The 23944-nt window shown below is 40.4% G+C and carries 21 protein-coding genes and 1 pseudogene; 9 read left to right on the forward strand and 13 right to left on the reverse strand.

Annotated elements, in window-relative coordinates; translation table 11 throughout:
• Positions 1 to 98: 98 nt before the first annotated feature.
• Positions 99 to 692: a pyridoxamine 5'-phosphate oxidase family protein gene (locus tag RMZ42_RS06315; protein ID WP_322670597.1), complete on the reverse strand. Its 594-nt coding sequence runs from the start codon at positions 690 to 692 to the stop codon at positions 99 to 101.
• 120 nt (positions 693 to 812) lie between these two features.
• The gene (locus RMZ42_RS06320) at positions 813 to 1430 is read right to left on the reverse strand and encodes a glutathione S-transferase (RefSeq protein ID WP_322670598.1); all 618 of its coding nucleotides are present in this window, start codon (positions 1428 to 1430) and stop codon (positions 813 to 815) included.
• Between the two features lie 267 nt (positions 1431 to 1697).
• Between RMZ42_RS06320 and RMZ42_RS06325 the strand changes: the two genes are divergently transcribed.
• Positions 1698 to 2246 carry a TetR/AcrR family transcriptional regulator gene (locus RMZ42_RS06325; protein ID WP_322670599.1) on the forward strand — a complete coding sequence of 183 codons (549 nt, stop codon included), beginning with the start codon at positions 1698 to 1700 and terminating at the stop codon, positions 2244 to 2246.
• Between the two features lie 450 nt (positions 2247 to 2696).
• On the opposite strand, the gene RMZ42_RS06330 is transcribed toward RMZ42_RS06325, so the two are convergent.
• Both RMZ42_RS06330 and RMZ42_RS06335 read right to left on the reverse strand, forming a co-directional pair.
• On the reverse strand, positions 2697 to 4223 hold the full coding sequence (locus tag RMZ42_RS06330) for a relaxase/mobilization nuclease domain-containing protein (protein WP_322670600.1): 1527 nt from the start codon (positions 4221 to 4223) through the stop codon (positions 2697 to 2699).
• Complete coding sequence (locus RMZ42_RS06335; protein ID WP_223265518.1) at positions 4220 to 4594, reverse strand: plasmid mobilization protein; 375 nt, start codon at positions 4592 to 4594, stop codon at positions 4220 to 4222. The genes RMZ42_RS06330 and RMZ42_RS06335 overlap by 4 nt, the downstream gene beginning before the upstream one ends.
• 746 nt (positions 4595 to 5340) lie before the next feature.
• Between RMZ42_RS06335 and RMZ42_RS06340 the strand changes: the two genes are divergently transcribed.
• The 5 genes from RMZ42_RS06340 to RMZ42_RS06360 all read left to right on the forward strand — a co-directional run bounded on the left by RMZ42_RS06340 (position 5341) and on the right by RMZ42_RS06360 (position 9628).
• A complete protein-coding gene (locus tag RMZ42_RS06340; RefSeq protein WP_322670601.1) occupies positions 5341 to 6489 on the forward strand; it encodes a ParM/StbA family protein in 1149 nt (382 codons plus the stop codon).
• A complete protein-coding gene (locus tag RMZ42_RS06345; RefSeq protein WP_322670602.1) occupies positions 6486 to 7124 on the forward strand; it encodes a hypothetical protein in 639 nt (212 codons plus the stop codon). Before RMZ42_RS06340 ends, RMZ42_RS06345 begins: the two co-directional genes overlap by 4 nt.
• Positions 7125 to 7169: 45 nt before the next feature.
• On the forward strand, positions 7170 to 7940 hold the full coding sequence (locus RMZ42_RS06350) for a mobilization protein (protein ID WP_322670603.1): 771 nt from the start codon (positions 7170 to 7172) through the stop codon (positions 7938 to 7940).
• Between the two features lie 210 nt (positions 7941 to 8150).
• Positions 8151 to 8936, forward strand: coding sequence for a DUF6753 family protein (locus RMZ42_RS06355; RefSeq protein ID WP_322670604.1), 786 nt, complete (start codon positions 8151 to 8153; stop codon positions 8934 to 8936).
• Positions 8937 to 9088: 152 nt separating this feature from the next.
• Positions 9089 to 9628 (forward strand): hypothetical protein, encoded by a 540-nt coding sequence (locus RMZ42_RS06360; protein WP_322670605.1) that lies wholly within the window; start codon positions 9089 to 9091, stop codon positions 9626 to 9628.
• A 78-nt stretch (positions 9629 to 9706) separates the two neighbouring features.
• Here RMZ42_RS06360 and RMZ42_RS06365 read toward each other — a convergent pair whose 3' ends face one another.
• The 3 genes from RMZ42_RS06365 to RMZ42_RS06375 all read right to left on the reverse strand — a co-directional run bounded on the left by RMZ42_RS06365 (position 9707) and on the right by RMZ42_RS06375 (position 11454).
• The gene (locus RMZ42_RS06365; protein ID WP_094332201.1) at positions 9707 to 10030 is read right to left on the reverse strand and encodes a hypothetical protein; all 324 of its coding nucleotides are present in this window, start codon (positions 10028 to 10030) and stop codon (positions 9707 to 9709) included.
• Between the two features lie 185 nt (positions 10031 to 10215).
• Positions 10216 to 10647, reverse strand: a complete 432-nt coding sequence (locus RMZ42_RS06370; RefSeq protein WP_322670606.1) for a hypothetical protein — start codon at positions 10645 to 10647, stop codon at positions 10216 to 10218.
• A gap of 171 nt (positions 10648 to 10818) precedes the next feature.
• Positions 10819 to 11454: a primosomal protein gene (locus tag RMZ42_RS06375; RefSeq protein WP_322670607.1), complete on the reverse strand. Its 636-nt coding sequence runs from the start codon at positions 11452 to 11454 to the stop codon at positions 10819 to 10821.
• A 326-nt stretch (positions 11455 to 11780) separates the two neighbouring features.
• On the opposite strand from RMZ42_RS06375, the gene RMZ42_RS06380 reads away from it, so the two are divergent.
• Positions 11781 to 13415: an ATP-binding protein gene (locus tag RMZ42_RS06380; RefSeq protein ID WP_322670608.1), complete on the forward strand. Its 1635-nt coding sequence runs from the start codon at positions 11781 to 11783 to the stop codon at positions 13413 to 13415.
• 280 nt (positions 13416 to 13695) lie between these two features.
• Here RMZ42_RS06380 and RMZ42_RS06385 read toward each other — a convergent pair whose 3' ends face one another.
• The 4 genes and pseudogenes from RMZ42_RS06385 to RMZ42_RS06400 form a co-directional block, all read right to left on the reverse strand.
• The gene (locus tag RMZ42_RS06385) at positions 13696 to 15282 is read right to left on the reverse strand and encodes a TniQ family protein (protein WP_322670609.1); all 1587 of its coding nucleotides are present in this window, start codon (positions 15280 to 15282) and stop codon (positions 13696 to 13698) included.
• The gene (locus RMZ42_RS06390; RefSeq protein WP_322670610.1) at positions 15272 to 16411 is read right to left on the reverse strand and encodes an ATP-binding protein; all 1140 of its coding nucleotides are present in this window, start codon (positions 16409 to 16411) and stop codon (positions 15272 to 15274) included. The genes RMZ42_RS06385 and RMZ42_RS06390 overlap by 11 nt, the downstream gene beginning before the upstream one ends.
• A complete protein-coding gene (locus RMZ42_RS06395; RefSeq protein WP_322670611.1) occupies positions 16405 to 19014 on the reverse strand; it encodes a Mu transposase C-terminal domain-containing protein in 2610 nt (869 codons plus the stop codon). The genes RMZ42_RS06390 and RMZ42_RS06395 overlap by 7 nt, the downstream gene beginning before the upstream one ends.
• Before the next feature lie 901 nt (positions 19015 to 19915).
• A pseudogene (locus RMZ42_RS06400) lies at positions 19916 to 20431 on the reverse strand (hypothetical protein); the annotation flags it as partial.
• A 604-nt stretch (positions 20432 to 21035) separates the two neighbouring features.
• Here RMZ42_RS06400 and RMZ42_RS06405 point away from each other — a divergent pair.
• Entirely contained in the window at positions 21036 to 21800 is a 765-nt protein-coding gene (locus tag RMZ42_RS06405; RefSeq protein ID WP_322670612.1) for a ParA family protein, read from the forward strand.
• Positions 21793 to 22251 carry a hypothetical protein gene (locus RMZ42_RS06410; RefSeq protein WP_322670613.1) on the forward strand — a complete coding sequence of 153 codons (459 nt, stop codon included), beginning with the start codon at positions 21793 to 21795 and terminating at the stop codon, positions 22249 to 22251. The genes RMZ42_RS06405 and RMZ42_RS06410 overlap by 8 nt, the downstream gene beginning before the upstream one ends.
• Before the next feature lie 29 nt (positions 22252 to 22280).
• Here RMZ42_RS06410 and RMZ42_RS06415 read toward each other — a convergent pair whose 3' ends face one another.
• Positions 22281 to 23447 (reverse strand): RNA-guided endonuclease InsQ/TnpB family protein, encoded by a 1167-nt coding sequence (locus RMZ42_RS06415; RefSeq protein ID WP_416211797.1) that lies wholly within the window; start codon positions 23445 to 23447, stop codon positions 22281 to 22283.
• The gene (locus RMZ42_RS06420; protein WP_322670681.1) at positions 23332 to 23919 is read right to left on the reverse strand and encodes an IS607 family transposase; all 588 of its coding nucleotides are present in this window, start codon (positions 23917 to 23919) and stop codon (positions 23332 to 23334) included. Before RMZ42_RS06420 ends, RMZ42_RS06415 begins: the two co-directional genes overlap by 116 nt.
• Between the last annotated feature and the right edge of the window lie 25 nt (positions 23920 to 23944).

Raw genomic sequence — 23944 nt, forward strand, 5'->3', positions numbered from 1 at the left:
TCTAAGTGGCGTTAGCTGCACTAGAACCAACTTTTCCACATTTTACTTACATAAATTTTCGCCTGAAACCTTTGATTGGCTTGGTTCACTCAGAAAAATTAGATTTGCTGCTTCTTAGCAAGAAGTTCCTCTAGTTCATTTATTCTCGCTTGCAATGCCGCCACTTCTTGTTCAGAATAGCGAATAGGAATGTGCTGTGGACAGTTCCAATTCCAAGCTTCAATGTGAAACAGAATCACTCGTTCCACTTCTGCTTCATAGTTAGGAAGTTTCAGGCTTTCAATTAGTTCGCTATCATCTTCTACATACATAGCCCGCCCCCAAATTTTCAGCCGTCGGCGATGGCGATAATCCATCAAAAACAAAAAAGCTTTATCATTTTCGTCAAGATTACCAACGGTAACATATTGAACATTGCCTTTGAAGTCAGCAAATCCTAAAGTCTTTTCATCTACAGCCTTCAAAAACCCAGGTTGTCCACCACGAAATTGAATGTAGGGATAACCATTAGAACCGACGGTTCCCAAATAAAAACCATCCATTTGGGCGATAAATTCCTCAATTTCTGGTGTGATGGTATCGTTAGAAGGTCCATTTTGCTCAAATCGAGCATAGGTCTGCCGTGAGCCACGTTGTTCTTGAGCAACTTTGACAGCAGGCGTGAAAGCAATTTGCGTAAATTTACGTACCATGTAACTCTTTATTTTTACATATCTAAAAACAGGGGAAGATAGAGAAAAGACAGGGGAGAAGAGAAGGGAAAAAATTCCTCTGACTCTCTACCTTCTCCATCTAAACTGGGTGTTATTTGCCTATACCAAGGCAGGTGCTGCAATTCCTTGCATTCCTATAAAACCAGGAAGGGTTTTAACTCGCTCAATCCATGCCAGAATATGAGGATAAGAGTCAAGAGCAATTTTGCCATCTGGTGCTAAGGCAACATAGGGGAATACCGCTATATCTGCAATAGTTGTCCGCTCGAACTCTAACCATTGGCGATCGCGCAAATGTTGGTTAAGTTGTGTAAGAATAAACTCTGCTTTTTGGTTAGCTCTGTCAATATCAATACTGGTGGCATTAAACAGATAGTACAAACGAGCCGATTCTGGTCCCTGACGCACTTCACCCGCAGTTGTAGATAGCCAACGTACAACCTGACTGAGTGAGACAGCATCCAGTGGCAACCATTGTTCACCACCATAACAACGAGCCAAATAAACCAAAATTGCCTGTGCGTCTTTTATAATTGTGTCGCCATCCACTAATACGGGAACTTGACCGAAGGGATTAAGCGACTGAAATTCAGAGGCTTTGTGTTCCCCTTGAAGCAAATCGACCTTAATCCATTCATGTTCAATGCCCAATAGTGATAGCAAGAGCTTGACCTTATAACTGTTACCAGAGAGTTCGTGACCATAAAGCTTAATCATTGGTTAATCCTCAATATTCTGTAAAAAGAAGCACTGTTAAGCTAAAAATTAGCCGTCTAACGGGAATAAGAACGACAGCAATCAGAGATAGTCACGGCAAGTTGATTTCTCCCGTTGTCAACTGAACCGTATTGGATTCGAGATGCTGCATAGACATCCCTGCAAATTAAGCAATTGGTACAGTTATTTTGTACCAAGCGTTCGGTACAAAATAACTGTACCAATCGTTCGGTATAATGTCAAGAGATGAGATTTCAATTTCTGTAAATGGCAAAAGATACTTATATTCCCTGCTTGCTACAACTGTTTCGACAGTATGGTTATGATGGGGCGACTTTATCAAAAATTTCACAAGCGACAGGTTTGGGGAAAGCCAGTCTCTACCATCACTTCCCCGGTGGGAAGGATGAAATGGTGACGGCGGTGTTGGATTTTATGGAATGTTGGTTGGAGGAACACATTTTACAGATACTTCGCGGTGGAGGGAATGCGCTCACTCGGTTGACTAAGATGTGTGAGCAGATTAACGAGCTATATGAAGGCGGACAACAACCCTGTATGTGTGCCATCTTGTTGATGGGGTCAGCACGAGATATCTTTCATACCAAGGTGCAAACGCTATTACGAGCCTGGATTGATGAAATAGCAACTGTTTTGAGGGCAGCCGGATTAGATGAGACGCTGGCTCATGAGCGTGGGGAAGATGCTGCTATTGCCATTCAAGGCGCTCTGATTCTGGCGCAGGGTTTGGATGATGTGGCTCCTTTTGCCCGTGTGATGAAACAATTACCACAACAACTGTGCCAAGATTTGTAGGAGAGTGATTACACAGTTCATACCAAATATTTGAAAATAGGTCTGTCCGATTCCGTTTTCCCAGGGATTTCAGATCGGGGTGACAACTATATATTTACAACATCTACTCGGAAGCGATAGCCATTTGCTATGGCAATGAAAATATTACAGGTGTTGTTTAAATTTTCATCTGAGCGTGTCGGTTCATGAATCGCTAAATGCTGACAGACAACATCTAAACTACTATCTCGCCGATACTTAGCATCCTAACTCTCCTGCGGGTCCTGGCTGTTCTTTAGTCGATGGGATGGTGTTTCTTAATGATAACTAATATCCTAGAACGGCAAAATAAACTAGAGTAGATTTTTAATGATTGAAACAGGCGTAAATAAGTAAACCAAAATTTTCAACAACAACGAATTTACTAGGTTTGAATTTTTGCTCTAGTAAGTTTTACCACACTAGCTAATATCAAAGTTCCCAACCTTGAAGCTCTGGTATTCGGCTTTGGTTGGGTTGCGAGTGATTGTTAGTTAGCATCCCATTCCAGCCTGCTTCGCCGGGAGAAACTTGTTTGGCTTGTGGTAGTTCAGCCAGTATCTCAGCTATCAAGTCCTCAACTTTCTCATTATCTTTAAAAGCGATGACTACTGTATCGATCGCTCGCAAAAATTCTAAAGGTATTTGTTCGCTATCGCTTACACTCCAATATAATGTAGGTTTGCGCTTTTCTTTGTCAACAGTTGATTCTAAGGCAATGACAGAGAGAACTTCAATCGGGTCACTTAGTAGCACTGCTCTTTCTACTGTGGCATCTGTAGCAATCCAAAAACTACCATTTTTCGGCGCTTCCAAGTTAAGGGGAATAGCGGTGAAGTTACCTGCTGGTTCTAGCTGCTTGGCAAGAGTTGGAACATCATCGAGTGTGCGTTCCACAAATATTGCTTGACCTGTTTGACTTGCATAGAGCCAACCCTTTTCATACAGTTGTGTGAGCAGAGAATTGGGTAAATTGTACTGCTGGCTTAAGTTTAGGCGTATTTGCTCCCAGTTTCTTGGTTCTGGTATAGGCAAGGAGTTTGTTTGAGTAACTGCTGGTGTGGGATTTTCAACAGTTTGCTCCATAAGTTTCTTTCTGCGTCTGTCATCCTGTTTTGGAGGCACTGCTGATGTGGGATTTTCAACAGCTTGCTCCATTAGTTTCTGGATACGTTTGTCATCCCGCTTGGGACTGTAGTTTACCCCTCGATGCTTTTGTAAACCAGGAAAGGTATATGCTTTACCCAGATGCGTACCACTAAAAGCTACACCATCAAGTTGGTAACTAATGCCTTTGACAATGCCTGTACGAGTATAACCAACGCGGACATTAACACCTTGTTGTTGCGTTCGCTCTATTAACTCTGGCATAGTGGGATGGTCATGGGTTGCTTGGTCGAGCGTTGGCAACGCCCGCCGAAGGCATCGCTGAAGTTTGACCCTAACGCTTTCCTCTCCAGTTCTGGCAACTTGCCTACGTTCGCCAGTAGTTGGACTATGCTTATCTTTTTCCCAACTTGGTTGCACCGATTGTAAATTGTATTCCTGCTCCAACTTGCGAATTACCGCTTCACTTCTGCGATCGTCCCAGCTATCAGAAACTGTAGTGCCATCTAATTGAATGCGACTGGCAGCAATATGTATGTGTTCATGAGTACGGTCAATATGCCGCACTACGACATATTGATTCATATCAAAACCCATTGCTTGCAGATACTTCTGGGCGATTTCATCCCAAGTCTCATCATCTAAACTCTCTTTATGGGCCAAACTGAGAGAAGCGTGATAAACAGCCCTGCTCACCTTCGGGTTTAATCTTCGAGATATACCAAATTCAGCTGCTAATTCGCGTGGGTTTGTTCCTTCCATATTCCCACCGATTTGTCTTGCTCCCTCTTTGCCAAAGAGGTAGTTTAGCAGTCCCCGAAAACTTTTACCTTTGATGTGCTTACCAATCATCCTTCATCTTGTAAATCAGTAATTAAATCAATTTCAGCAATCTCTCGCCGTACCTGTTTCACCAAATCTCTTACCTGTGACAACAATGCTCTATCTACAACCACAGGTTCTCCCATGAGTACTGAAGTATTGATTGCTTTAGCTATTTGGTTGAGGTTGTTGCCTATTTTCCCCAACTCCCAGTAAGTTTGACCTGCTACTTTGGTGACACGCCTGGGCAATCTATTTTTCAGAGTCTTGGCACGAAACAATTCACTCATAGTGAGATTATTTTCATCTGCCATTAGCTGTGCTTTCTCGTATTCTGCCAAAGTCAGTCTAATGTCTATCCTGTGTGAGCGTTTCTGTCGCATTATTGATGCATTAGTCATTAGCTGTCTTAAGTTTGACGACTGCACTATCATTTGTCATTGACCAAGCGGTTACTTACGATTCTGGTTCGATGCCAAGATGCGATGCGAGATAATGAAATGCGTTCGCCCTGGGGGCGTAGCCCATCGCGCAATTAAAAAGCTAATTTGCCCAAACCTTGCAGAAATTTTCCAGGCTGAATTCCCAGAGATAATTTTCGTATCATCTTCCCCTCTGTCACGGTGGTTGACCTACTTAGGTAGGGGAACCGTGAAAGGAGGGCAAGTTTGTTGCCGCACCTGGGGGGTGCGTTTTTTCTCAAGAGAAAAAATGTCCGGACAGCAACATAGCTTGCTACTCACCAAAGGTTTTTTTGGGCTACTCAAATTAAAAACATTAGTGGCATTGAGTTGGCATTTAAGTAGCACTGAATTGACCTTTTTTGACCATTTTCTTGTCAATAAGCTTAGTTATTGATAAGAAAAATATATACATCATGTACGCAGTGGCATTTAATTGGCGCTCAAGTGGCACTCAATTGGGATTGAATTGGCGCTCAAGTGACGCTTAAGTGACGTTGAATTGGCATTTGAGTGGCGTATTTTTGAATCGAATTCAATAGCATAAAAATAACTACTTCAGAAAATGCAGCCAAAAAATAACCAATGGGCTAATTTTTCGCCTTATAAAAATGGTCAGTGGGTAGATTGGCATGATTTATATTTGCACTTAACTTAAAGGAAAGCTTTTAGGTGAACCACAGTCAATGTCAAACTTGATAGTCAGTTTTGACCCTGGTGCTTCCTTGACCAAGATTGTTTACGAACTAGCAACTGAAGGCAAACCATGTTTGATGACAATGGAACCAGAGATGCTGAAGTTGCCTCAAAGTTCGATTGACGCTTACATGTCGAGTCGCAAGGGTCTGGAATCTCCTAAACCGGTAGATGAAGCCTGGGTGTTAAGTCCTGCGGATGGAGATACACAATGTACGGTAGTTGGATTCCTGGCACGGCAGTTTTCAGCATCTGCCAGACTCGATAAGCTCAAGTACGAAACCTCAATTCACAAAGCCTTGGCGGTTATTGGTGCGATCGCTCAACACAACAAATTGCCTAACAGGTTTTCACTATCACTGACCTCACTACTGCCCTATGGTGAATATCAAAATCGCCAAGCGTTTGAGCAACAATTGCAGTCTGCACTCAAGGATTTTAGGTTTCGGGGTCAAAGGTTGCGGGTGAAACTGGAGAGATTCGAGTGTTTACCCGAAGGTGCGGGATTAGCAATGATTCGCCAACGCCAGAATGGTAAAGAATGGTTTAACGCTCAAACGATCGCAGTGCTAATGTTTGGGCATCGCAATACCAGCCTTCTATTATTTGAACGGGGCAAGATGACGGCAGGTTACACCAATGGGCTGGGCTTTCACCAAATGGTAAAGCGAGTAATTGAGCGCACATCTGGACAGGATGCCACTGCTTTGACCTCTGCCATCTATGCAGCTGGTTCAGACATCACAACTGATAACCAAGCAATTCGCACTCTGGTGAAAAGCAGAGAACCTAAAAATCTTGATTATGAATTGCAGATGATTGTTAATGCCATTGCTACTGCTAAAGCTGAGTATTGGTCTAGGCTTTACGATTGGCTGGAATCAACTTTACCTGCGGTGAACGAGGTGATTTTGAGTGGTGGCGCAGCATTGTACTTAGAGCAAGAGTTACAAGACTGCTTTCAAGAAATTTCAACTTATTGGGGTGCTGACTTACAGCAACAGGTACAAGAAGTATTCAAGGATAAAAGTAATGATTATTACCATACTTTCCGAGAGCAGGAAGCTTTGTCGTTTAGGTTGATTGATGCGTTTGGTTTGTTTATGCGGTTTAGAGCGCAAATCGAGAAGGTAGCATGACTACAAATAAAAAACAACCCAAAAATAATGACAATAATAGACAGCCCAGTAGTAGCGGTAGTCGCAGGCTGTCTGAAGGAACTGATACTAACAGACAAAGACAATATAAAAATTTGACTCTTCGGCTTCGTGCTTACTCAAATACTGTTGATGCAAAGCTAATTATATATTTGCAAAAAGGAAATGGGGTCAGTACTAGCAAAGAGATGGTGTTACAGGCATTACGAATGTGTTGGTTGCCTTTAGCATATCAAGCTCAAGCAAATGCGGATGTAGAAATTAGTGATAAAGAGGTGCGTCAGGTAGGGTTAATTTGTTGTCATGCCCTGGAGCAACATTTAGCTTATTTGCGAATGGAACTAGGATTAGCACATAAATCAAGTGATGTTTTGCCTGTACCTCTCAGCACTATGACCAATCCTCAAACGCTTGCTACTATGTTCGGTCTAGAAATTGGTAATAGGGGTGGTATTGATGATGAGAATGATAGTAATGCTAGCGCTAAAGCTAAAACTAAAGACAATGGCAGTAGTAATAGTGACAACCAGTCAAAACACAAAATAGATTCTGATTCCTTCATTCCTGGTGAGGGGTCTTTCTATGATGAAACAGACGATATATTTGAGAATATTTAAGTATTTATTAATGCACATTTAGTCAAATCACAAAGGAGATTTAAGATGGCATCAATTCACTTCATGGATGGTGAAAAAGGTGGAGTTGGCAAGTCTTTGTTTGCACGGGTTATGGTGCAATACTGCATTGACAATAAACTCTCTTATGAATTGGTAGAAGCAGACAAAAGTAATCCAGATGTGGGCGCATTTTACCCAGACAATCATAAAACAGCAGTTTTTAGCGAATCAGAGCGTAAAGCTTACGATGCTGATGAAATTTTTAATTTAGCACTAACAACTTCTGTCATTGTCAATTTACCTGCTCAAGTATATCCAGCAGTAACTGATTGGATTGAGCGTAATCAAATCCTAGAACTTACTGGGAAAAATAAGGTCAAAATATATAAGTGGTTTGTTTGTAGTGGTGGATATGACAGTGTTCAATTATTTATACAATCTCTCGAACGCTTTGAAAACAAGATTAAACATATATTTGTACGCAATTGTGGTTTATGCGATGACTGGAAACACGTAGATGGACGTAAGAATTTGCAGGATTTAATTAAAGCTTATAAAGTAGCTGTTATCAATTTTCCCAAGTTCAGCTATCGAGAGCGGGATATCCTTGATGCCAATCAGATAAATTTTTCTGCGGCTAGAGATTATGGAGAGTTAGGTGTATTGGGTAAGCAGCGATTACACAGTTTTCTCAAAAGAGCTTCTGAGGAAATTGATCAAGCTAAAATTTGGAACCTTCCGGTAGCTTCAATTACTGCCCCGACAGAAAAAGTTGATGATGCTAATGTCAACGGCAAGGTTGCTACCAAAAAGTAATCTAATTCAGGAGTGGTGTAAAGCCCTGCGGGCATGGCTGCGCTTAGAGCAGTAGCGGGGCGTTTAGCCCGTGCAATTAATTTTACTTTTTTACTCAAGACTCGTTACTCAGCACTAAGCACTATTTCAGTGACATCTCCCACCATCAAATCAAATTACCAAATGAGCGTAGGGGACGAGGACGCGAACTAACTAAAAGAAAATACAGATATGAGTAATTCTCACACTGAAGAACTCGATTTAGATGATGAGTTTTTGGATTCAGTAGCTGCTAGAGGCAAAGGACTGAGCCAAATTCCTTACCCAACTTTATTAGATTTAGCCATTCGAGGTAAAGATGATTCATTTAAAGCTAGGGTTTGGGAAATAGTAGTCCAAACCGGACTTGACCCTGATGACCCAGCATTTCTGATGATGATTGCTACTGGTAGGCTACAAGTACTATTGGAAGACAATCCCAAAGAAATGGAAGCAATGTTTGACCTGTGGCAAACGCAGCTTTATGACCATCTCCAGACATATGAAAAGGCAGCAGTAAAAGGTCAGCAAAAAGCGATCGCTCAGTCAGTGGCGGCATTAATTAGGCGTACTGAATTTGAGCGTGCTATTCATTCAGTTCCCTCTCTAATTGCTGCGGGAATACTGCTATTAATTGCATCTGGAGTGGGTGGACTGGTAAGTGTAGGTGGAATGTCCTGGTATCAATCTAGTCATCTAGATCCTGCTGGGCCACGCCAACTCACACAAGCTCAAGCCAATGCTTTGGAATGGGCAACAAGTAATGAAGGTAAGTTTGCTCACAACCTAATGCAATGGAATCAAGATTTGCTGAGTCGTGACCAAAACGGTCAACTTACTTGTGCTAAGGATGTTAAGCGTTTGGGGGTAACATTGGAAATTGGAGCAAATAGCAGAAAAGCCTCGTCTGGGTTCTGCACGTTATGGACATCACCTAGTAATCAGCGCCAGTTTGTATCTAAACCGCGTCAACCTTGAAAACCATAGTTTTTTGGAATTAGAGTAAAGCTCAGAACTCAAGCCACGAACGAATAATACACTCTCCTTAAAAACTCCAGGTTTCAAAATAGACGGGGTTTAAGTTAAAAAATTAGTTGTCAATTTCTCAATCGTAGAAGAGGATTCAGCAGATGTTTACCTACAAAGTTAACTGGCTTTGGCTGCTGGTAATAGGAGGTATAGTTACAGCTTGTACCCCTACTACTGTAAATGTCAGTGGCAAGGATGAGAGGAATACGACTCAAGCTCAAACTGTGCCTGATTATCCGCCGATGTATGATGTGGATGTTAAAGTTTGTGGCAACATCATTGCCCCGCTAAAAGATGGAAAACGTTGTGTAAATCAACAATTGCGTTTGTGGGGGCCAGTAGGAGAGGCAAAATTAGTTCGTGCTGGTATTTCTCTGCCATCAGTTTCTAGCGTAGAGCATAAATTAGCGATCGCCTCGAAAGGCTGTTATCCTGTTTATTCCCAACCTTCTCAACAGCAGTTTTATTGGGCTAATTCCATTATTCAAGTCAACAGGGGAGAAACTGCACCCACAGTCGAAGTCAAGCCAACTCAACTTTCAAACCAGCAGATTAATGAGTTAATGACTAGTAAACTTTCCAGTCAGACAATTACAACATTTGGTGGGGTGGGATGCGAAGCTGCATCTTCGGTGAAATAAAGCTTTTACGGTTGAGGGTAGGTGGGCAAAAAAGTTACCCCACATTTTAGTGGGGCTGCTGTGACAACCAGCAGGTAATTATGAAGCTTCAGCCCATCTAGCTGTACGTTGTTGTTTATGAGCTTTACGCCGCTCCCGTACTGCATCCAAATCTTTCAGTCCATACAGACGTTTGGCGTATGCTAGTAGTTCATTGATGGGAGTTTCGCTATAGTCCTGGCGAAACTGAATGTTATGTTCGTTCCAATCAAACTCTTGCTGATTAAAACGTGCTTGAGCAGCAAGTTCTCTGCCTGATTCCTCACGTAAAACTTCCAGTACCATTAATCGCACTTTATCCTGATAACCTATTACTTGATCCAACGCTTTTGTTTGTTGCTGATTACGAGTCATTTGAGTCATTTGATTATCCTTTGATTAACGAATTACTACATCTCACATAGATAGCATCGACAGATGCCTTCTGAATTAAAGTTCACTTTTGAATTTCTTGAAATCAACAGCGATCGCTGCATTAAATTCTGTTTGTTGGATGCGGGTGGGCGGGAAATAGAATGCCCTAAATTATCTAATTTAGGGCATTGTAATTAATCGTCAATTTCTACATCTTCGTCATCTTCATCTTGTTCAAAATCGTCATTTATCAAGTCATCAGAGTTGCTACTTAAACCATTGAGTCCATCCATGCGTTTAGACCGAGCAGCTTTATGAGAAGCACGTCTATCTCGTATTTCATCAAGATTATTCAAGCCGTAAAGTTTGCGGGCATAATTCACCAGTTCTTTTAATGGTGTATTTACATAGTCCCTACGGAATTGGGAATTGTGTTTGTCCCAATCAAACTCTTGTCCGTTAAATCTGGCTGCTGCTGCTAATTCTCTTCCTGATTCTTCCCGCAATACTTCAATGACCATCAGGTGTACTTTTTCCTGATAAGTCATTACTCGTTCTAAAGCAGGAATATGCCTTTCAATTTTGCGTGATGCTTTGGCAGGTTTGCGAACGTTAGCGTTAACCATGAGAATTACTCCTTGATATTTAGTATTTTTCTCATAGAAACAGCATCGAAAGATGCAATTCGCTCCAATTTCAATTCTTTATTCGGCAAAAAAACAACCTGTATTGTTTGAAGCAATACAGGTTATTTTGGGTTATTATTCTGTCAATTACTGAGAATAAGTCAGAATTATTTACTCGTCTTCATCTTCTTCATCTTCTTCATCTAATTCGTCATCTTCATCTAAATCTTCGTCGAGTTCATCTTCGATATCCTCCTCATCTTCATCCAGGTCTTCGTCCAGTTCGTCATCTAAATCGTCAAGTTCTTCCTCTTCTTGTTCTTGGAAAGAATTACGACGTTCCAGAGATGCGCGGTTGAATTCAACTAAATCTGCTATTGCTTGCTCTGGGTCAGTGCTGATAGTGTCGTACAGCATACTCATGAAAATTGCCACTACTTCTGGTGCATATTTAAGTGCATCTGGTTGTCCAAACAATTTAGTAAATAATTTGGTATTCCATTTTTGCCAATCAAACTTTTTGTTACCACCTTTCTTTTTCACCTGAGCAGCAATATCAAGTCCGAGTTTTTCACGAGCTGCATGACCGATTTTAGTTGAAACACGCGAATCCCGTAGTTGTAATTTAACGCCGTATTCCTTGAAGATTAGGTTCCGCAATTCCTTCAACAATGCTAATGCCTCTTCTTGTGGTGAAGCATTCGCTACCTTTGATTTAGTTGTTGCAGATGCACCATTAGTTTTGGCAGATGTTTTAGCATTAACTGCGTTGCGATTGTTATTGGTTCTAGCTTTAGCGATAGCCATTTTACAACTTCCTTTAATGAAGTAAATTTTTCACCTCCTTGCCGCAATCGCGGCTTTCACATCCATTTCATTTTAATTTCATTTTTTTGCGATTTCAAACCTGTCTTTGCTGCGACAAATTTATGCTTTTAAGAGATAAAGAAGCGGACTAGCAGCAGTTTCCGAAATTAACACTGTACTGGAGGCGATGCCTGCGGCGGGCGTAGCCATCGCTCTTTTTCACACAAGAAATATAGCCAATCCGTTAGTAATAATTATCCGTGTGGCTAAAGCATCAGTAATAAATTTGCTCTAAAAGGGGAAAGTAAGTTGTTGAAGTCAGATTTATGAAGTTGACAGACTGGCCTGCTCTAGCTAACCAAAATACTCCAATTGTGGCTGTGGAGTATCATACGCCTGACAGAATGCAAATACTACAGCAGTTTTACCATTGGGGTGAAGAACGGTCTTTATCAGTCTTTGTCTGGAATCCTGGTTACTGTGGACTACAGCAATTAATTCAGCATCAAGGTCAGTACATCTTACAGTCAACTAACAGGGTTAAAGATGGGGACATTATTCAGTATCTTATGGAGGAATATCAACCAGGCATTTATTTACTGGAGGGAGTTCTAAATGAGGGTGATGGTAGCAAAATAAGTCAAAAATGTAGCTATCAATTACTAAATGCCTGTCATCAAGCTCTCTGGAGTCAACAACATCATTACTGGGTGTTATTGGAAACTTACGTTCAACTATCTCTAGAATTACAGCCTTTTATTCCTGTGCTATCAAATCCACTTCCAGATCAACAGCAGGTGCAGATAGTTGTGGAGCAGTTTTGTGATGCCTGGGTTGGAAGTAGCCATCCCCAGCTTCAGCAGTTTGCGGAGTGCGATCGCGATTACCTCGCCGTAGCCGATCGCAATTCTTGGTTAAAGACAACAGAAAAAACATCAGCACTGCAATTGCTCTTTCGTGCCTGTCAGGGTTTACCCATAGGCGAGATAAATATGCTATTACGGCAATCTCTGAGTTTTGCAGAGCAGCTTGAGGAAATTGCCCAATTAGTCTTAGAGCATAAAGTTAGCAAATTGCGGGGTGGGGGTTTAGAGTACATTGCTCAACCGGATGTACCTTCAGCCGGGGGATTAGATTTGCTGGAGAAAAGGTTGGAAACTATTACCTGTCTACTTCAACCTCAAGCAAAGCAATATGGATTAAAGTTTCCCACTGGGATGCTCTTATGGGGGCCACCGGGTACTGGTAAAAGTCTTTCTGCCAAGTTAGCAGCTAAGAAAATGGGATTGCCACTGTTAGCAGCTAATTGGGGTGTACTACTGGGCGATCGTCATCCAGACAGAGCATTAAAGGAGTTTATTGCTTTGGTGACTTCCCTTTCTCCCTGTGTACTCTACTGGGATGACTTTGATAAAGGCTTTGCGGGCTGGGACTCCAATGCAGATGGAGGTGTGGCACGGCGGCTATCTGCGGCTTTGTTGACTTGGATGCAAGAGCATCAAGAGCCAGTTTATACCATTGCTACTGTCAATCGCTTGTCAATGCTACCTGCGGAATTAGTGCGCCGTTTTGATGATATCTTTTTTGTGGATTTACCCCATGAAGGGGCAAGATATGAAGTTTTTAATCTACATTTAGCTAAATATTTTCCAGCATTTCGAGACAATAACTCACCTTGGAGTGATGACCAATGGCGTAGGTTGTTGGCTGAATATCGCATTTGCATTCCGGCAGAAATTGGTAATGCAGTCCGTCGTTGTGCTGAAGAGGCTTTTTATCAAGGTAGACCAGGGGAAATTGAGTTTGAGGATTTGCTGAAACAGCGACAAGAATTCACACCAGCTATGGAACGAGAGTCAGAACAGATGCAGGCAATTCGCAATCAGGCTATTTATGCTAAACCTGTAGCTAGTCAGGATGTTTCTCGATTTGCTTATCAGCATCGGGAGTTATTTGGGTGATATTAGTGGAATTTTTGAAATTCTGTGGGTTCGGACATAAGATGAAATTCTAACAACGAATTTATAAGGGTTCCAGGCGACGATATTCGCGTATAAAGTGAAATCAACTGTGAAGTCTGGGTTTTAGCCAAATAGTCAATTCTGTGACTTACACCATAAGCTGTCCGTAACGGACAACTTATGGTGTAAGTGTGGTGTCACTTAAAGGATAATGTGGCCGGAATTAAAGCATAAAGTGGCCGCAGTAGTAAAACCTTAGAAAAAGGCGAAGAAATAAGATTTACTGTGGAAGATCCAGCCTTATCTGCCTCAAAACCTCAATTACCTCAGCCTGCCACAATGAAGAAGGATGATGCATAAATTTTCTGAGATTTTTAGCAGTAGGAGTAATGCCTTGTGCATGAAGTAGGGGAGCGAGTTGGCGCACTTCTCGACAGCCTTGCTCAATAGCTAGTTTATGGACGAATTTGCGATAATCTTTATAGCGTAAAGAAATAGCATGGCACACAATAGGGCAATAGTGGTAGAAAGTAGCCAAACCAATACCAGTTCTCTTAGCTATTTTTCTTAGAGAAGGTGGTGGATACTCGTTGCTAAACAAAGCTAATTCAAGTATGTTTCTGATGTGCGAAAATCTTAGCTGCTGTTGATATTCACTATATCTAGTAGCCAAAGATGCTGATAAAGATTTTGAGCAAGCAGTTAAACTACTAGGAGTTTTGAATCCTAAACGAACAGCTAATTGAGTTAAAGAAGGAGGTGGTTCTTCTTCAGTAGCTAGTTGCATCGCCTGAATAACTCGTTCGCACTTAGGACTACTATTTGAAGTAACTAAAGCAGGCTGTGATGATAATTTTTTCGATTTAGAAGCAGGTAGAGAAACTAGCCCCTTAAGAGTTAGAGGTGGTATTTTAAGTTGAAGAAAATCGACAAGATTAGTTGATAAGGCATAGCAGATTTTCAAAAGTTTATCTAAATTTGGGATGGCTACACCTGAATACCAATGTAGAATTTCATATCTCGATAACCCAAGCCAACGACCAAAAGCAGAAACATTACCTGGAGTATATTGATAGACGTAAGCTCTTAGGATGGTTTTAATAGTTTCTCTTGGAGGTGGACAAGGAAATTCAGGAGCTTGAGCAATTAAATCTCCTAAAGTCTTAACTATCCAAATCTCTGGCTGTAAATTGTGTATTTCCTCGAATAATCTCTTATCTGGCAAGGATACTTCATAGTTAATTCCCAACCAACCATCACATTTGGGACAAAATCCAGGTCGTGAGTTATGCCATAGGTGTAAAAATTCAAGGCCACAGTGAGGACATTTTGATTCTAAAAATCGATGATGGATTGGACAAATTTTAGCGGGTTTCAAAGCCCACAGTAGAGGTGAATAAATGACTTGTTGATTATTTAACCAGTCTTGATAGCAATAAGGACACCAAGTATGAGAATGCTTAAGCAATCCCAAAACTGGGATGACTTTTGCCCAAGGTAGCATTGTCAAAAACTGTAAGTCAGTACGTTTTGTCAATATTTCTAGAGCAAAAACCAGCTGTTTAGCTCCAATTTGTGTTCCGTTTAAAGCTTTTACAGAAGCTTGTCCATACAAACTTACAATACTTTTAGAATTCAAGGGATTGGTAGTATGGTTATGCCCAACTATTGGTTTTATCTCTCTAGCCAATAAAGTTCCAGGCAATACGCTATGAGCTGCGGCTAGACGAGCAACATAGCTAGTCAGACTTTCAACATAACAAGTACCAAGTCCAATCGGTTCCAGATGAAACAAACGGCTAGGACTGGGAGTAAATTCTGGTTCTTTCAGCCACAACTCATCGTTAACCGCCATGTTAGTCATCATCTGAATTTACCCCTACATCATCTCTTTTAGGTTTCCTTTGTCCAACACGACCTTTTTTGAGTAGGGAATTTTTGGCTGGCATTTTTATTCCATATTCTGTTGAATATTGCCGCTCAAAAAAACTGGATTCTTCTTGAAAGCGTTTAAATCCCTGTTGTGCTTCTTCCTTAATTTTGTTAATACGGGATGCAGAAAAAGCACCTAATTTAAGATGTTTGCTATTAAGAGTCCGAGCTTCTTCAGAGTAGGCAAATCTCAAAGAACGAGTTAACCAATTCTTCAATAGCCCCACACAGCCAACTGAGCCAGAAAAAAGATACTCATAGTGTTGTTCTAATTTCGGTTCTTGTACAAGCGGAATGTGGCGTTGAAAAGTTCTAATTACTCTGATAAATTCAGCAATATCTTCTGGGTTATCAGCTTGGTAAGGTAACAGGTGAATATCTTCGCTACGCCGCCCTATTTGCCCATTCAAGGTAGGACAGTTAAGCAGTTCATAAGTTCCAAATAAAATATGTACTGTACCAGTAAGATTAGCAATAGACTTAATCCAGTTCATTTGCTGTAACATCTGGTGTCCGCCTGCCATCATTAATAAATGCTGTGCCTCGTCTACAGTAAAAGCTTTTACCTGACGATAACGAAATGCTTTTTCCATTGCTCGACGCAATGCAGGCGAATCTTGGCGGTAAGCCCGATTTAGCACCCCCAAATCTTTTGCCTCACCGTGAGGAATTTCATAATCAATTTTGTATTCAATCAAAACTTCCTGAAGGGATTCTAGGGCGCGAGTGTAATAATCTTTATAGCTAAACTTTCCTTGTTCTGTTGGAATAGCTTCTATACCAGCAACAGCAATTTGACCAGGATTTTTGCGTAATGAGGGGAGAAATTCGTAATTTAGGAGATTTTCCAGACGCAAGCGTAAGGTTGTTTTTCCTACACCAGTCACACCAAAAACTAAAAATACTAAAGTGTCAGCTGGCTCCAGAATATTAATTAATAAAGTATCTAAGGCTTGTTTGAGCCTTTGATGTGGAATAGTGATACTTTTGAAATAATCAGTTTTGATATCGTTCGGCTGTAAGAGAAGTTCTTCTGGAAAAGAGTGCGACTTAATTTTTACCATAGCTCCTCTGTATTGTAAGCTTCTATTTTGGTTAAATCTATTAATTCTTTTGCTGATGATTTGGGCTTTTTAATGCTTTCTGAACCTTCCAAAATATTTTTATCTACATTTTGAACATTAGCTGAATAATTGTGTTTACTTGATTTACTTTCTAGAACTGAGCTTTTTTCAATCAAAACCCAGACATCTTGTTGTGCTAAATCATGTAAGCGTTGTAATAACAAATTTTCTTGGGCTTCAGTTCCTTCTAAATATGTAGCTTTTTCTTGAGCAGATAGAGTAATTCTTTGAGCGTGTTTCTGCCTTTTTCGACGTAATTGTGTGGTAGCTATGTTCACTTCTTTTTCAGAACGATTTTGGAAGGATTTGTAATATTCAGAAATACAGCGTATCCAACGTCCCTTAACGTAAGCATAAGCAGTCCCCATATCAAAAGGGTCGTAACGAATAGGTACATTAGTTCCTTCAATTTCTGGTCTTATGAACGAATCATCAATTGACCAATAGTAGAGATAATTAATTTTCACGCCTCTACTTGGTTGAACTTTTGCAGTTCCTTTCGATGTAGAAGGTAAGGTGAAAATCTTAAAATTATCATCATAAATAATCTGTTTATGAGGGCGATAACCACTTGAGTTTAGCCCTGACACAAAAGTTTGACGTGGGCTTTGTCCTAATGTTGGATGTTCTCGGCAATCATAGAATTCATAACAATACGAACAAAAGTTTTCGTAGAGTTGATCTAGTGTCCAAACAGCTTGATTTTTGGGATTATTTGATTTAGTGACTTGGCGGACATTCTTAGTAATTTGAGTGTTGCCTCTGAGATTATAAAAAAACTCTGTATTTGTAGTTCCAAAAATACGTTCAATAATTGAACCAAATCTGGCTTTCGCAGCTGGTCGCTGCTTTTTGGTACATTCAAAAGCAGCTAACAATGTCTCAAAGTATGTACTACTAAATTCTGTCCCACCGTCAACAACTATTGTCTCTGGTAATTTCTCAAATCGCTGTACGCAGATTCTTAATACCATCATGCAGCTACGGTAGCTTGGCTCGTCAAAAGTTAGATAAACTGCGAGAATACGTCGGCTGTAAGCATCGATTAACAGAGTTGCCCAAGGTCTACCAAGAAGATAACCTGTTCGGGAGCATACTAACTCAATATCCAGTTGCGTATGGTCAATGTGTGCTATCTCAAATGGACGGTCGCCATGACATGGCGTGGTTAATTTCAACTCCCAATACAATAAAGATTGTTGATAAGCTGCTCTGTTTCCTTTACGTTTTTTTGTTTGCCTATAACCAGAACGATGGTGAATTCTAGAACAAAATGTAGCGTAGCTAGGCAGCTTATCTGTTAGACCTGCTTTCTCCCATTCTCTTGCTAGAATTCCATAAACAGCTAGTTTGCTTCTTTGTTGAAAAGTTTCATAATATTCTTCAATTATTTTGTCAATGAAATCTTGAGACGATTGAGAAATTCTGGGTAAGCGATTGCCTCTAGCATTAGAGTTATTTAGCAGCCCAACATAACCACATTTGTACGCCTTTTGTGCTGCTATAAACTTAGCCTTCCATCTGCGAATAGTACGTTGCGGAACAGTTTCTTTATCTCTATAACTGTCATTAAGATAAGGTTCAATTACTTCATATCTTTGGTTAGCTTCTGCCAAGTCTTCAGGACTAGCTCTCAAAAAACGCTCCATTGCTTTTGGAGACATTTTTACTTGATTATGAGTTTTAGCTTCCAGTTGATTGGGTTTAACGTCTAAAATATTCAGAATCGTTCCGTTATTTGGTTGTGATTTCATCATTTTTACATAAGCTACCGCGATTTCTTGGTCACGGAAGAGCTGTACTTTTTCTGGCTCTGCTAAGGGTGCGGCACTCAAATTAATGTAAATTTTTTGTGTGGCTATTAAAGCATTTATGTCATCAGGATTGCTCTGTTGAGTATGAATCATTTCCCAATAACTTATGCCCGGATTTAAGCTAATTAACTTCACCAAATTTTCAGCTATTTCTGGGTCAATTTGGTAATCTTCAGCAGCATAGGCTTTGAGAAATAGTCGATTTCTGTATTTAATCCAATCAATTTCTGTATCTAACCGAATTCGGTAATACAGTCCTACTTTTTCTGCATAAGCAACTGCTGGCAGGTTTAACCACTGCCCATCTTCTGAACGCATATAACGTTGTGATTGTTTAGCTGCTAGTTTTTCTAATCTTGATTCTGGTTTCCACTCTTCAAAACCTGCACTCCGCTTCCGAATTACGAAAAAGTCTGGTATATGCGAAGCTTTGATTATTTCCCCACTGCTTGAGGGGAATTCTAGAGTAATTTGATATGCTTGGTCGTAGTATTCGAGTACATCTGCGTCTTCTTCGTACTCCTCTACACCTGGCAATTCAATTTTATGGGACTCAAATTGAATAGTTTTTCCCATTTTGCGACTGGCGTAGTCGCCCCGAACATTTATACCACTGCTTTTGACTCGCCGAATTGGTTCAGAGGCACGGATTTGGGAAATTAATTGCCTAGCCGCTTGTGGTAAATTTACGCCGCGACACCAATCATTAAACTCTTGGTCGCTCAACATATTGGCCCCCAAGCTTTTAAAGCAGCAACAAGCTCTTACCACAAATCTAGGCTTTCGCCAGTTAAACCGTCTTTTATTGATATAAATATTTATACTTACCAGTTCAGATGACTGCGGCCACTTTATGCTTTAAAAACGGCCACTTTATCCCTTAATGTCGGTTCGCAGACTAAGTGAAAAATTCTCAACGAAATAATAAGGTTTCTGGCTTGTGTTGTCGCAGACTAATTGAAAATTTGTCGCAGACTATTTGAAAATTTCCTACCAAATTCGCAGACTAATTGAAATTTTCCGCCAAATGAGGATAAAAAAGTGCAACTCTTTACAGTACAAGGCTTTGGAGCAATAATTCTGTAACTAGCGATGCCTGCGGCGGGCTTCGCCTACGCAGCTTACCACGAAAAACTTAGGGTTTCAGAAACATAATTTTCAATTAGTCCGCAAATATTTTCACATAGTCTGCGACAATTTTCACTTTGTCCGCGAACCGACACTTAAGTTACAGCGAAAGTGTTGTGTCTAGGGATTCGTGTATTTTTATCGTAGTTTATATCGGATAAAAGATAAGGGTTTCTTATTTTATATTGTAGTCTTGTATTACTGTTGTCACTGTAAGCATAAGTTGAGCAAGTTGCTCACTTTATGATTTCAAAGTGTGTCACTTAAAGGATAAGATGACCGCTTTTAAAGGATAAAGTGGCCGCCCCAATCAAGCTGGAATCTTTATTTTTCCGTTCTATACAATTTGCGGCGAACGCATTTAAACTTCTTGAATACCCTTCCCTACTGAGTTCTGCTGTGCGGCCACCTTATCCTTTAAAAACGGCCACTTTATCCTTTAAGTGACAGAGGCGGACAACTTATGCCTTATATATTGGACATATTGTGCTTAAAGTTACAACAGGGTCGTACCATTACCAAAGTCTAAAATAGTTAATTTTTTCGGTAGTTGATGCCCAAACAATGCACCCATCCCTTCTAGTACTACTTTCAACACTTCTACTTTCACTTCTGATTGTTTGCCAGCAAGTATCGGCTGATATTCTCCACTTAGTACTTTTTGCAATTCATCAGCCAAACCAATATCATGTAAGCTAACGACTAATTTTAAATGCCAAGCCCTACGGTGTGGTAGATGTGCCAATGCACCCAATAATGTCAACAACGCATTATTGACTTTATTTTCATTATTATCGGTGTTGCGGTCAAAATAATTCCCTGTACGGAAAGCTGATTCTCCAACAGTGTAAGCACTACCGTTAAAAACTACCCTCCCTGGTACGTCTTCCATTTCGGCTGTGGAAATATAACTAGGCACACGAACGACTTCAAAGCCATCGACTAAAAGTTTCAGGCTTCCGTAACCGTTGTCAAAGCCAGCAGGAAAAATTTTTTGCAAGGTATGAATGTTTGACACAGGCTTCAAGTTAATACGTTTTTATTTGTAAAAGTTATCCGTTCAGGTGATATGGAAGAGTAGGTAAAAGAAAAATAACTTGCTATAAGTTTTTGCCCAGACCTCTGTCCCTTTTTTATTTAACCTCAAGAGCTTATCATACCTTCTTGGGGGCTAAGTGGGGTACATTTAACTCTTTTGTACTTTGTACCCCACTTAGCCCCTATAAGTACCCTATATAGGAGTCAAGTTTGCATCAAACTCCTAAATCATCTTTGGGGTGCATAAAGCCCCCACATAGCCCCCAAAGTAGTTTTTGAAGTGTTTTTATGAATAAAAGAAAATTAGTTTACTAGATTATAACATTACTAATTTTCACCATTTAGTAATGACTAAATTCTGTCTTGACTAAAATCAGTAATAAGTAAACAGGATAAAAACCTATATTTACAGTTATCTTCCCGAATAGTAAGGCTTTTTGGGAGCTAAAATAATTACTAAATAGCGCTCCACAAAATTTAGTCACTCTTAAATGACTAAATTGTATAATGACTAAATAATGCAAAAATGACATTATGCATTATGATATTGACTAATTTACACCATGCTGTCGGTAGTCAGTAAAATGTTAACTCTTACTTGTGCATCCTTGTCCGGTGGCCAGGGAAAAACAACTGTTGCAATCTTGTTGGGTAGAATGCTTGCTCAAACAGGACAGCGTGTACTAATGATTGATGCCGATCCCCAAGCGAACCTAACTTTTTACCTGGGGCACGAAGTTCAGCAGAATCAACCCACGCTTCTAGAAGTTCTCAAAAAACAGATAAATACTGAAGACGGTATTTACGAAATCGGAGAAAACCTATGGTTAATTCCTGCTGATGATGGATTAGATAATGCTCAAGAATTTTTGTCTGGGAGCGGTATGGGAGCTATTGTTTTGAGCAAACGCTTAAAAGAGGTATCAGATTTATTCCAATACTGCATTGTTGATGCGCCACCTCAGCGATCGCAAATCTGCCTTACATCGTTGGGGGCAGCTGACCATATCATCATTCCTGTAGAAGCATCATCCAAAGGTGTAAATTCTCTCATCCGAACTCTAAGTTTAGTTGAGGAACTTCAAGAAATTGATGCTTTTTCAGGGATAGTGCTTGGCATCTTGCCATTCAGAGATAAATGGGTAGGTAATAACCAAGTCGCACAAAGTAAGGCGAGTATCAGTGCAATGCGAACAATTGCCGAAGAAATAGTCGTTTTACCTTCAATTTTAGAATCTGAACAATTTAAAAAGGCCATAGATAAAGGTGTAAGTTTGTCCTCTCTAGGCTTTGAACAACTCGAAACTCCCTTCCAACAAATTATCGAGAGGTTACAAAAGAATGTCTGATGTTTTTGAACGCCTTAAGAAAAAGACACGTCCAAGTGTTCCAGCACGGGATACAACACTTGTAAAAGTACAACATGATAACTTACTAAATGACGAAATTACTGAATTTAGTCATTTACTTGAAAAACCAAAACCGGATTTAGATAGTGAGGAAGTAATAAACGATAAGGTAAGCACTTCTAATCAAGAACAGCACTTAGAGTTACCCCAGATCATCAGGCGAACAATCAGGTTAGAACAGGACATTGATACTAACCTAGATACCTTTTGCAATGTAAATAAAATTACTAGAGATACTTTCCTAGAAGGTGCATTTCTCGTCTGCTCAGAAAATGAGGAATTATTGCAAGAGGTACTAAAGCAAGCTAGAAAACGTTATCAACAGCGTAAACAAGCTGGTGAACAACGCAAATTTCAGACATTGGCTAAGAAAATCAACGTTAACGATTAAGTTAACCGATACCTTTTTGCTAACATTCATTAACAAATACACTCTTTGAGAGAGGGCGTATCAACCAATGCACGAAGGAAAATCCCTCGCGCACCATTTAGATCCCGGCTCATCACTTGCCCATCAGATGGAGACTTGACGAATTTAGCGCCACCAAGATTGGGGATTATTTCACCAGTCCAACTGACTGTTTTTGATGTGTATGCCTCGTTAACATCCATAACTGACTTGCTAGTTTCAAAAGCTTTGTGCTTAAGAAACTGCTTAAATCGGTAGTGGGAGAGTGTTAACATCTGGCGTACTGACTTTGACCTAATTCGCCGCTTTGCTTTCTTAGACATCTGAGATGTTTCAAAAGTTGGTAGCAAAATAATGTCAAAGTTGTCAACCAAAAATCGAGCAGTTTTCTTGTGCAGTTCGTCTACAAGATTTTTGATTTTACCTCGTAGTGAACTTGCCGCAAGTTTCATTCTTCTTTTCTGTTTGCATTTAGCTTTGGTGAGTTTAGAAATCAATTTATCTAAGCGGAAGCATAGCTTCTGAATTTGCAAATTAGCAGCTGTTCCAATTTCACCAAAACTAGATTCAGAAAAGAATGTGATAAACGTCCTGATGCCGGGGTCAAGTGCCACAACGCGTCCTTGGTTATCAGATTTTTCTTGTGGCACGTTCTCTGGAACTGTCAGATAGTAATCACGGTAGGCAAATATTAAACGACAGTCGCCAAAGCTTTGCGGCAAGGCTTCTTTGAATACTGCCTCACCTAATATAGTGTGGTAAATTCCTAAGTCTTTTACCGCAGACTTGGGAATGTAGCAAGATTGTACAGTGTCTTTCCTTGACCTAAATCTAACCTTGCTAATACCACCACCATTTTTAAATTTTTTCTTGGCTTTACTAACAGCTTTACAGGCATCTTTGATGGCGATTGATTTAATTTGATAAGGGACTGATTTACTCCATTCTGGTAGTCCATTCAATATGTCAGTCTTAATCGCTTTCCAGTTAGCCTTGATGCTAGAATCTTGCAGCGATTTAACAGTAGTGTTATAGACAAATCTAGACACACCAAACCAAGATTTAAGAATCTGCCTTTGTGCCGCCGTGAGGAAGATCCGGATCTTCCTTGATTTTTTTACTGTACTTCCTGAATCCGTGCATCCGACAAGAGAAGACGTAGAGGATGGAGAGAAGATCCGAGGTAAGTTCTGATTCGGGGCAGTGTACAGTATTGTCGAGAACCACGATTTGTCCACCGTTTTGCTCGACCATGTACTGAATAAGCTCGAATCCAAACCTTGCGAGCCGGTCACGACAGGCAATAACAAGCGTGAGCTTATCTCCTCGCATAAGTCTGTCCAATAAGGCTTGCAGTCCTTTCCGCTTGAAGTTGATTCCACTGCCAATGTCTTTGATGATTTCGGCATCTGGGTAGAGTGATTGCATGTAAGCAATTTGTCTACCAAGGTCGTCTCGTTGTTTGGTTGAACTGACTCGGCAGTCACAAATAAAGGAGAGCTTCTGGCTTGCACCACGGAGGTAAGACTCGACGTTAAACAGTCTTTGCCCTGCCTCGTTTTTGATGCTTTCGATCTTGCCATTACCTGCGTACTTCTTTAAAGTGTTTGGATGCAGTCCAAGTCTTTTGACTGCTTCTCGTAGTGGTATGGTTTATGTACCACTACGAGAAGCA

Origin of the sequence: Nostoc sp. DedQUE05 (assembly GCF_034530955.1) — a bacterium.
Classification (GTDB): Bacteria; Cyanobacteriota; Cyanobacteriia; order Cyanobacteriales; family Nostocaceae; genus Nostoc.

What these genes read in the sequence shown, in the direction of transcription:
- RMZ42_RS06315 (WP_322670597.1), bottom strand. Translation starts at nt 692, where the DNA reads ATGGTACGTAAATTTACGCAAATTGCTTTCACGCCTGCTGTCAAAGTT.
- RMZ42_RS06320 (WP_322670598.1), bottom strand. Translation starts at nt 1,430, where the DNA reads ATGATTAAGCTTTATGGTCACGAACTCTCTGGTAACAGTTATAAGGTC.
- RMZ42_RS06325 (WP_322670599.1), top strand. Translation starts at nt 1,698, where the DNA reads ATGGCAAAAGATACTTATATTCCCTGCTTGCTACAACTGTTTCGACAG.
- RMZ42_RS06330 (WP_322670600.1), bottom strand. Translation starts at nt 4,223, where the DNA reads ATGATTGGTAAGCACATCAAAGGTAAAAGTTTTCGGGGACTGCTAAAC.
- RMZ42_RS06335 (WP_223265518.1), bottom strand. Translation starts at nt 4,594, where the DNA reads ATGACTAATGCATCAATAATGCGACAGAAACGCTCACACAGGATAGAC.
- RMZ42_RS06340 (WP_322670601.1), top strand. Translation starts at nt 5,341, where the DNA reads ATGTCAAACTTGATAGTCAGTTTTGACCCTGGTGCTTCCTTGACCAAG.
- RMZ42_RS06345 (WP_322670602.1), top strand. Translation starts at nt 6,486, where the DNA reads ATGACTACAAATAAAAAACAACCCAAAAATAATGACAATAATAGACAG.
- RMZ42_RS06350 (WP_322670603.1), top strand. Translation starts at nt 7,170, where the DNA reads ATGGCATCAATTCACTTCATGGATGGTGAAAAAGGTGGAGTTGGCAAG.
- RMZ42_RS06355 (WP_322670604.1), top strand. Translation starts at nt 8,151, where the DNA reads ATGAGTAATTCTCACACTGAAGAACTCGATTTAGATGATGAGTTTTTG.
- RMZ42_RS06360 (WP_322670605.1), top strand. Translation starts at nt 9,089, where the DNA reads ATGTTTACCTACAAAGTTAACTGGCTTTGGCTGCTGGTAATAGGAGGT.
- RMZ42_RS06365 (WP_094332201.1), bottom strand. Translation starts at nt 10,030, where the DNA reads ATGACTCAAATGACTCGTAATCAGCAACAAACAAAAGCGTTGGATCAA.
- RMZ42_RS06370 (WP_322670606.1), bottom strand. Translation starts at nt 10,647, where the DNA reads ATGGTTAACGCTAACGTTCGCAAACCTGCCAAAGCATCACGCAAAATT.
- RMZ42_RS06375 (WP_322670607.1), bottom strand. Translation starts at nt 11,454, where the DNA reads ATGGCTATCGCTAAAGCTAGAACCAATAACAATCGCAACGCAGTTAAT.
- RMZ42_RS06380 (WP_322670608.1), top strand. Translation starts at nt 11,781, where the DNA reads ATGAAGTTGACAGACTGGCCTGCTCTAGCTAACCAAAATACTCCAATT.
- RMZ42_RS06385 (WP_322670609.1), bottom strand. Translation starts at nt 15,282, where the DNA reads ATGATGACTAACATGGCGGTTAACGATGAGTTGTGGCTGAAAGAACCA.
- RMZ42_RS06390 (WP_322670610.1), bottom strand. Translation starts at nt 16,411, where the DNA reads ATGGTAAAAATTAAGTCGCACTCTTTTCCAGAAGAACTTCTCTTACAG.
- RMZ42_RS06395 (WP_322670611.1), bottom strand. Translation starts at nt 19,014, where the DNA reads ATGTTGAGCGACCAAGAGTTTAATGATTGGTGTCGCGGCGTAAATTTA.
- RMZ42_RS06405 (WP_322670612.1), top strand. Translation starts at nt 21,036, where the DNA reads ATGTTAACTCTTACTTGTGCATCCTTGTCCGGTGGCCAGGGAAAAACA.
- RMZ42_RS06410 (WP_322670613.1), top strand. Translation starts at nt 21,793, where the DNA reads ATGTCTGATGTTTTTGAACGCCTTAAGAAAAAGACACGTCCAAGTGTT.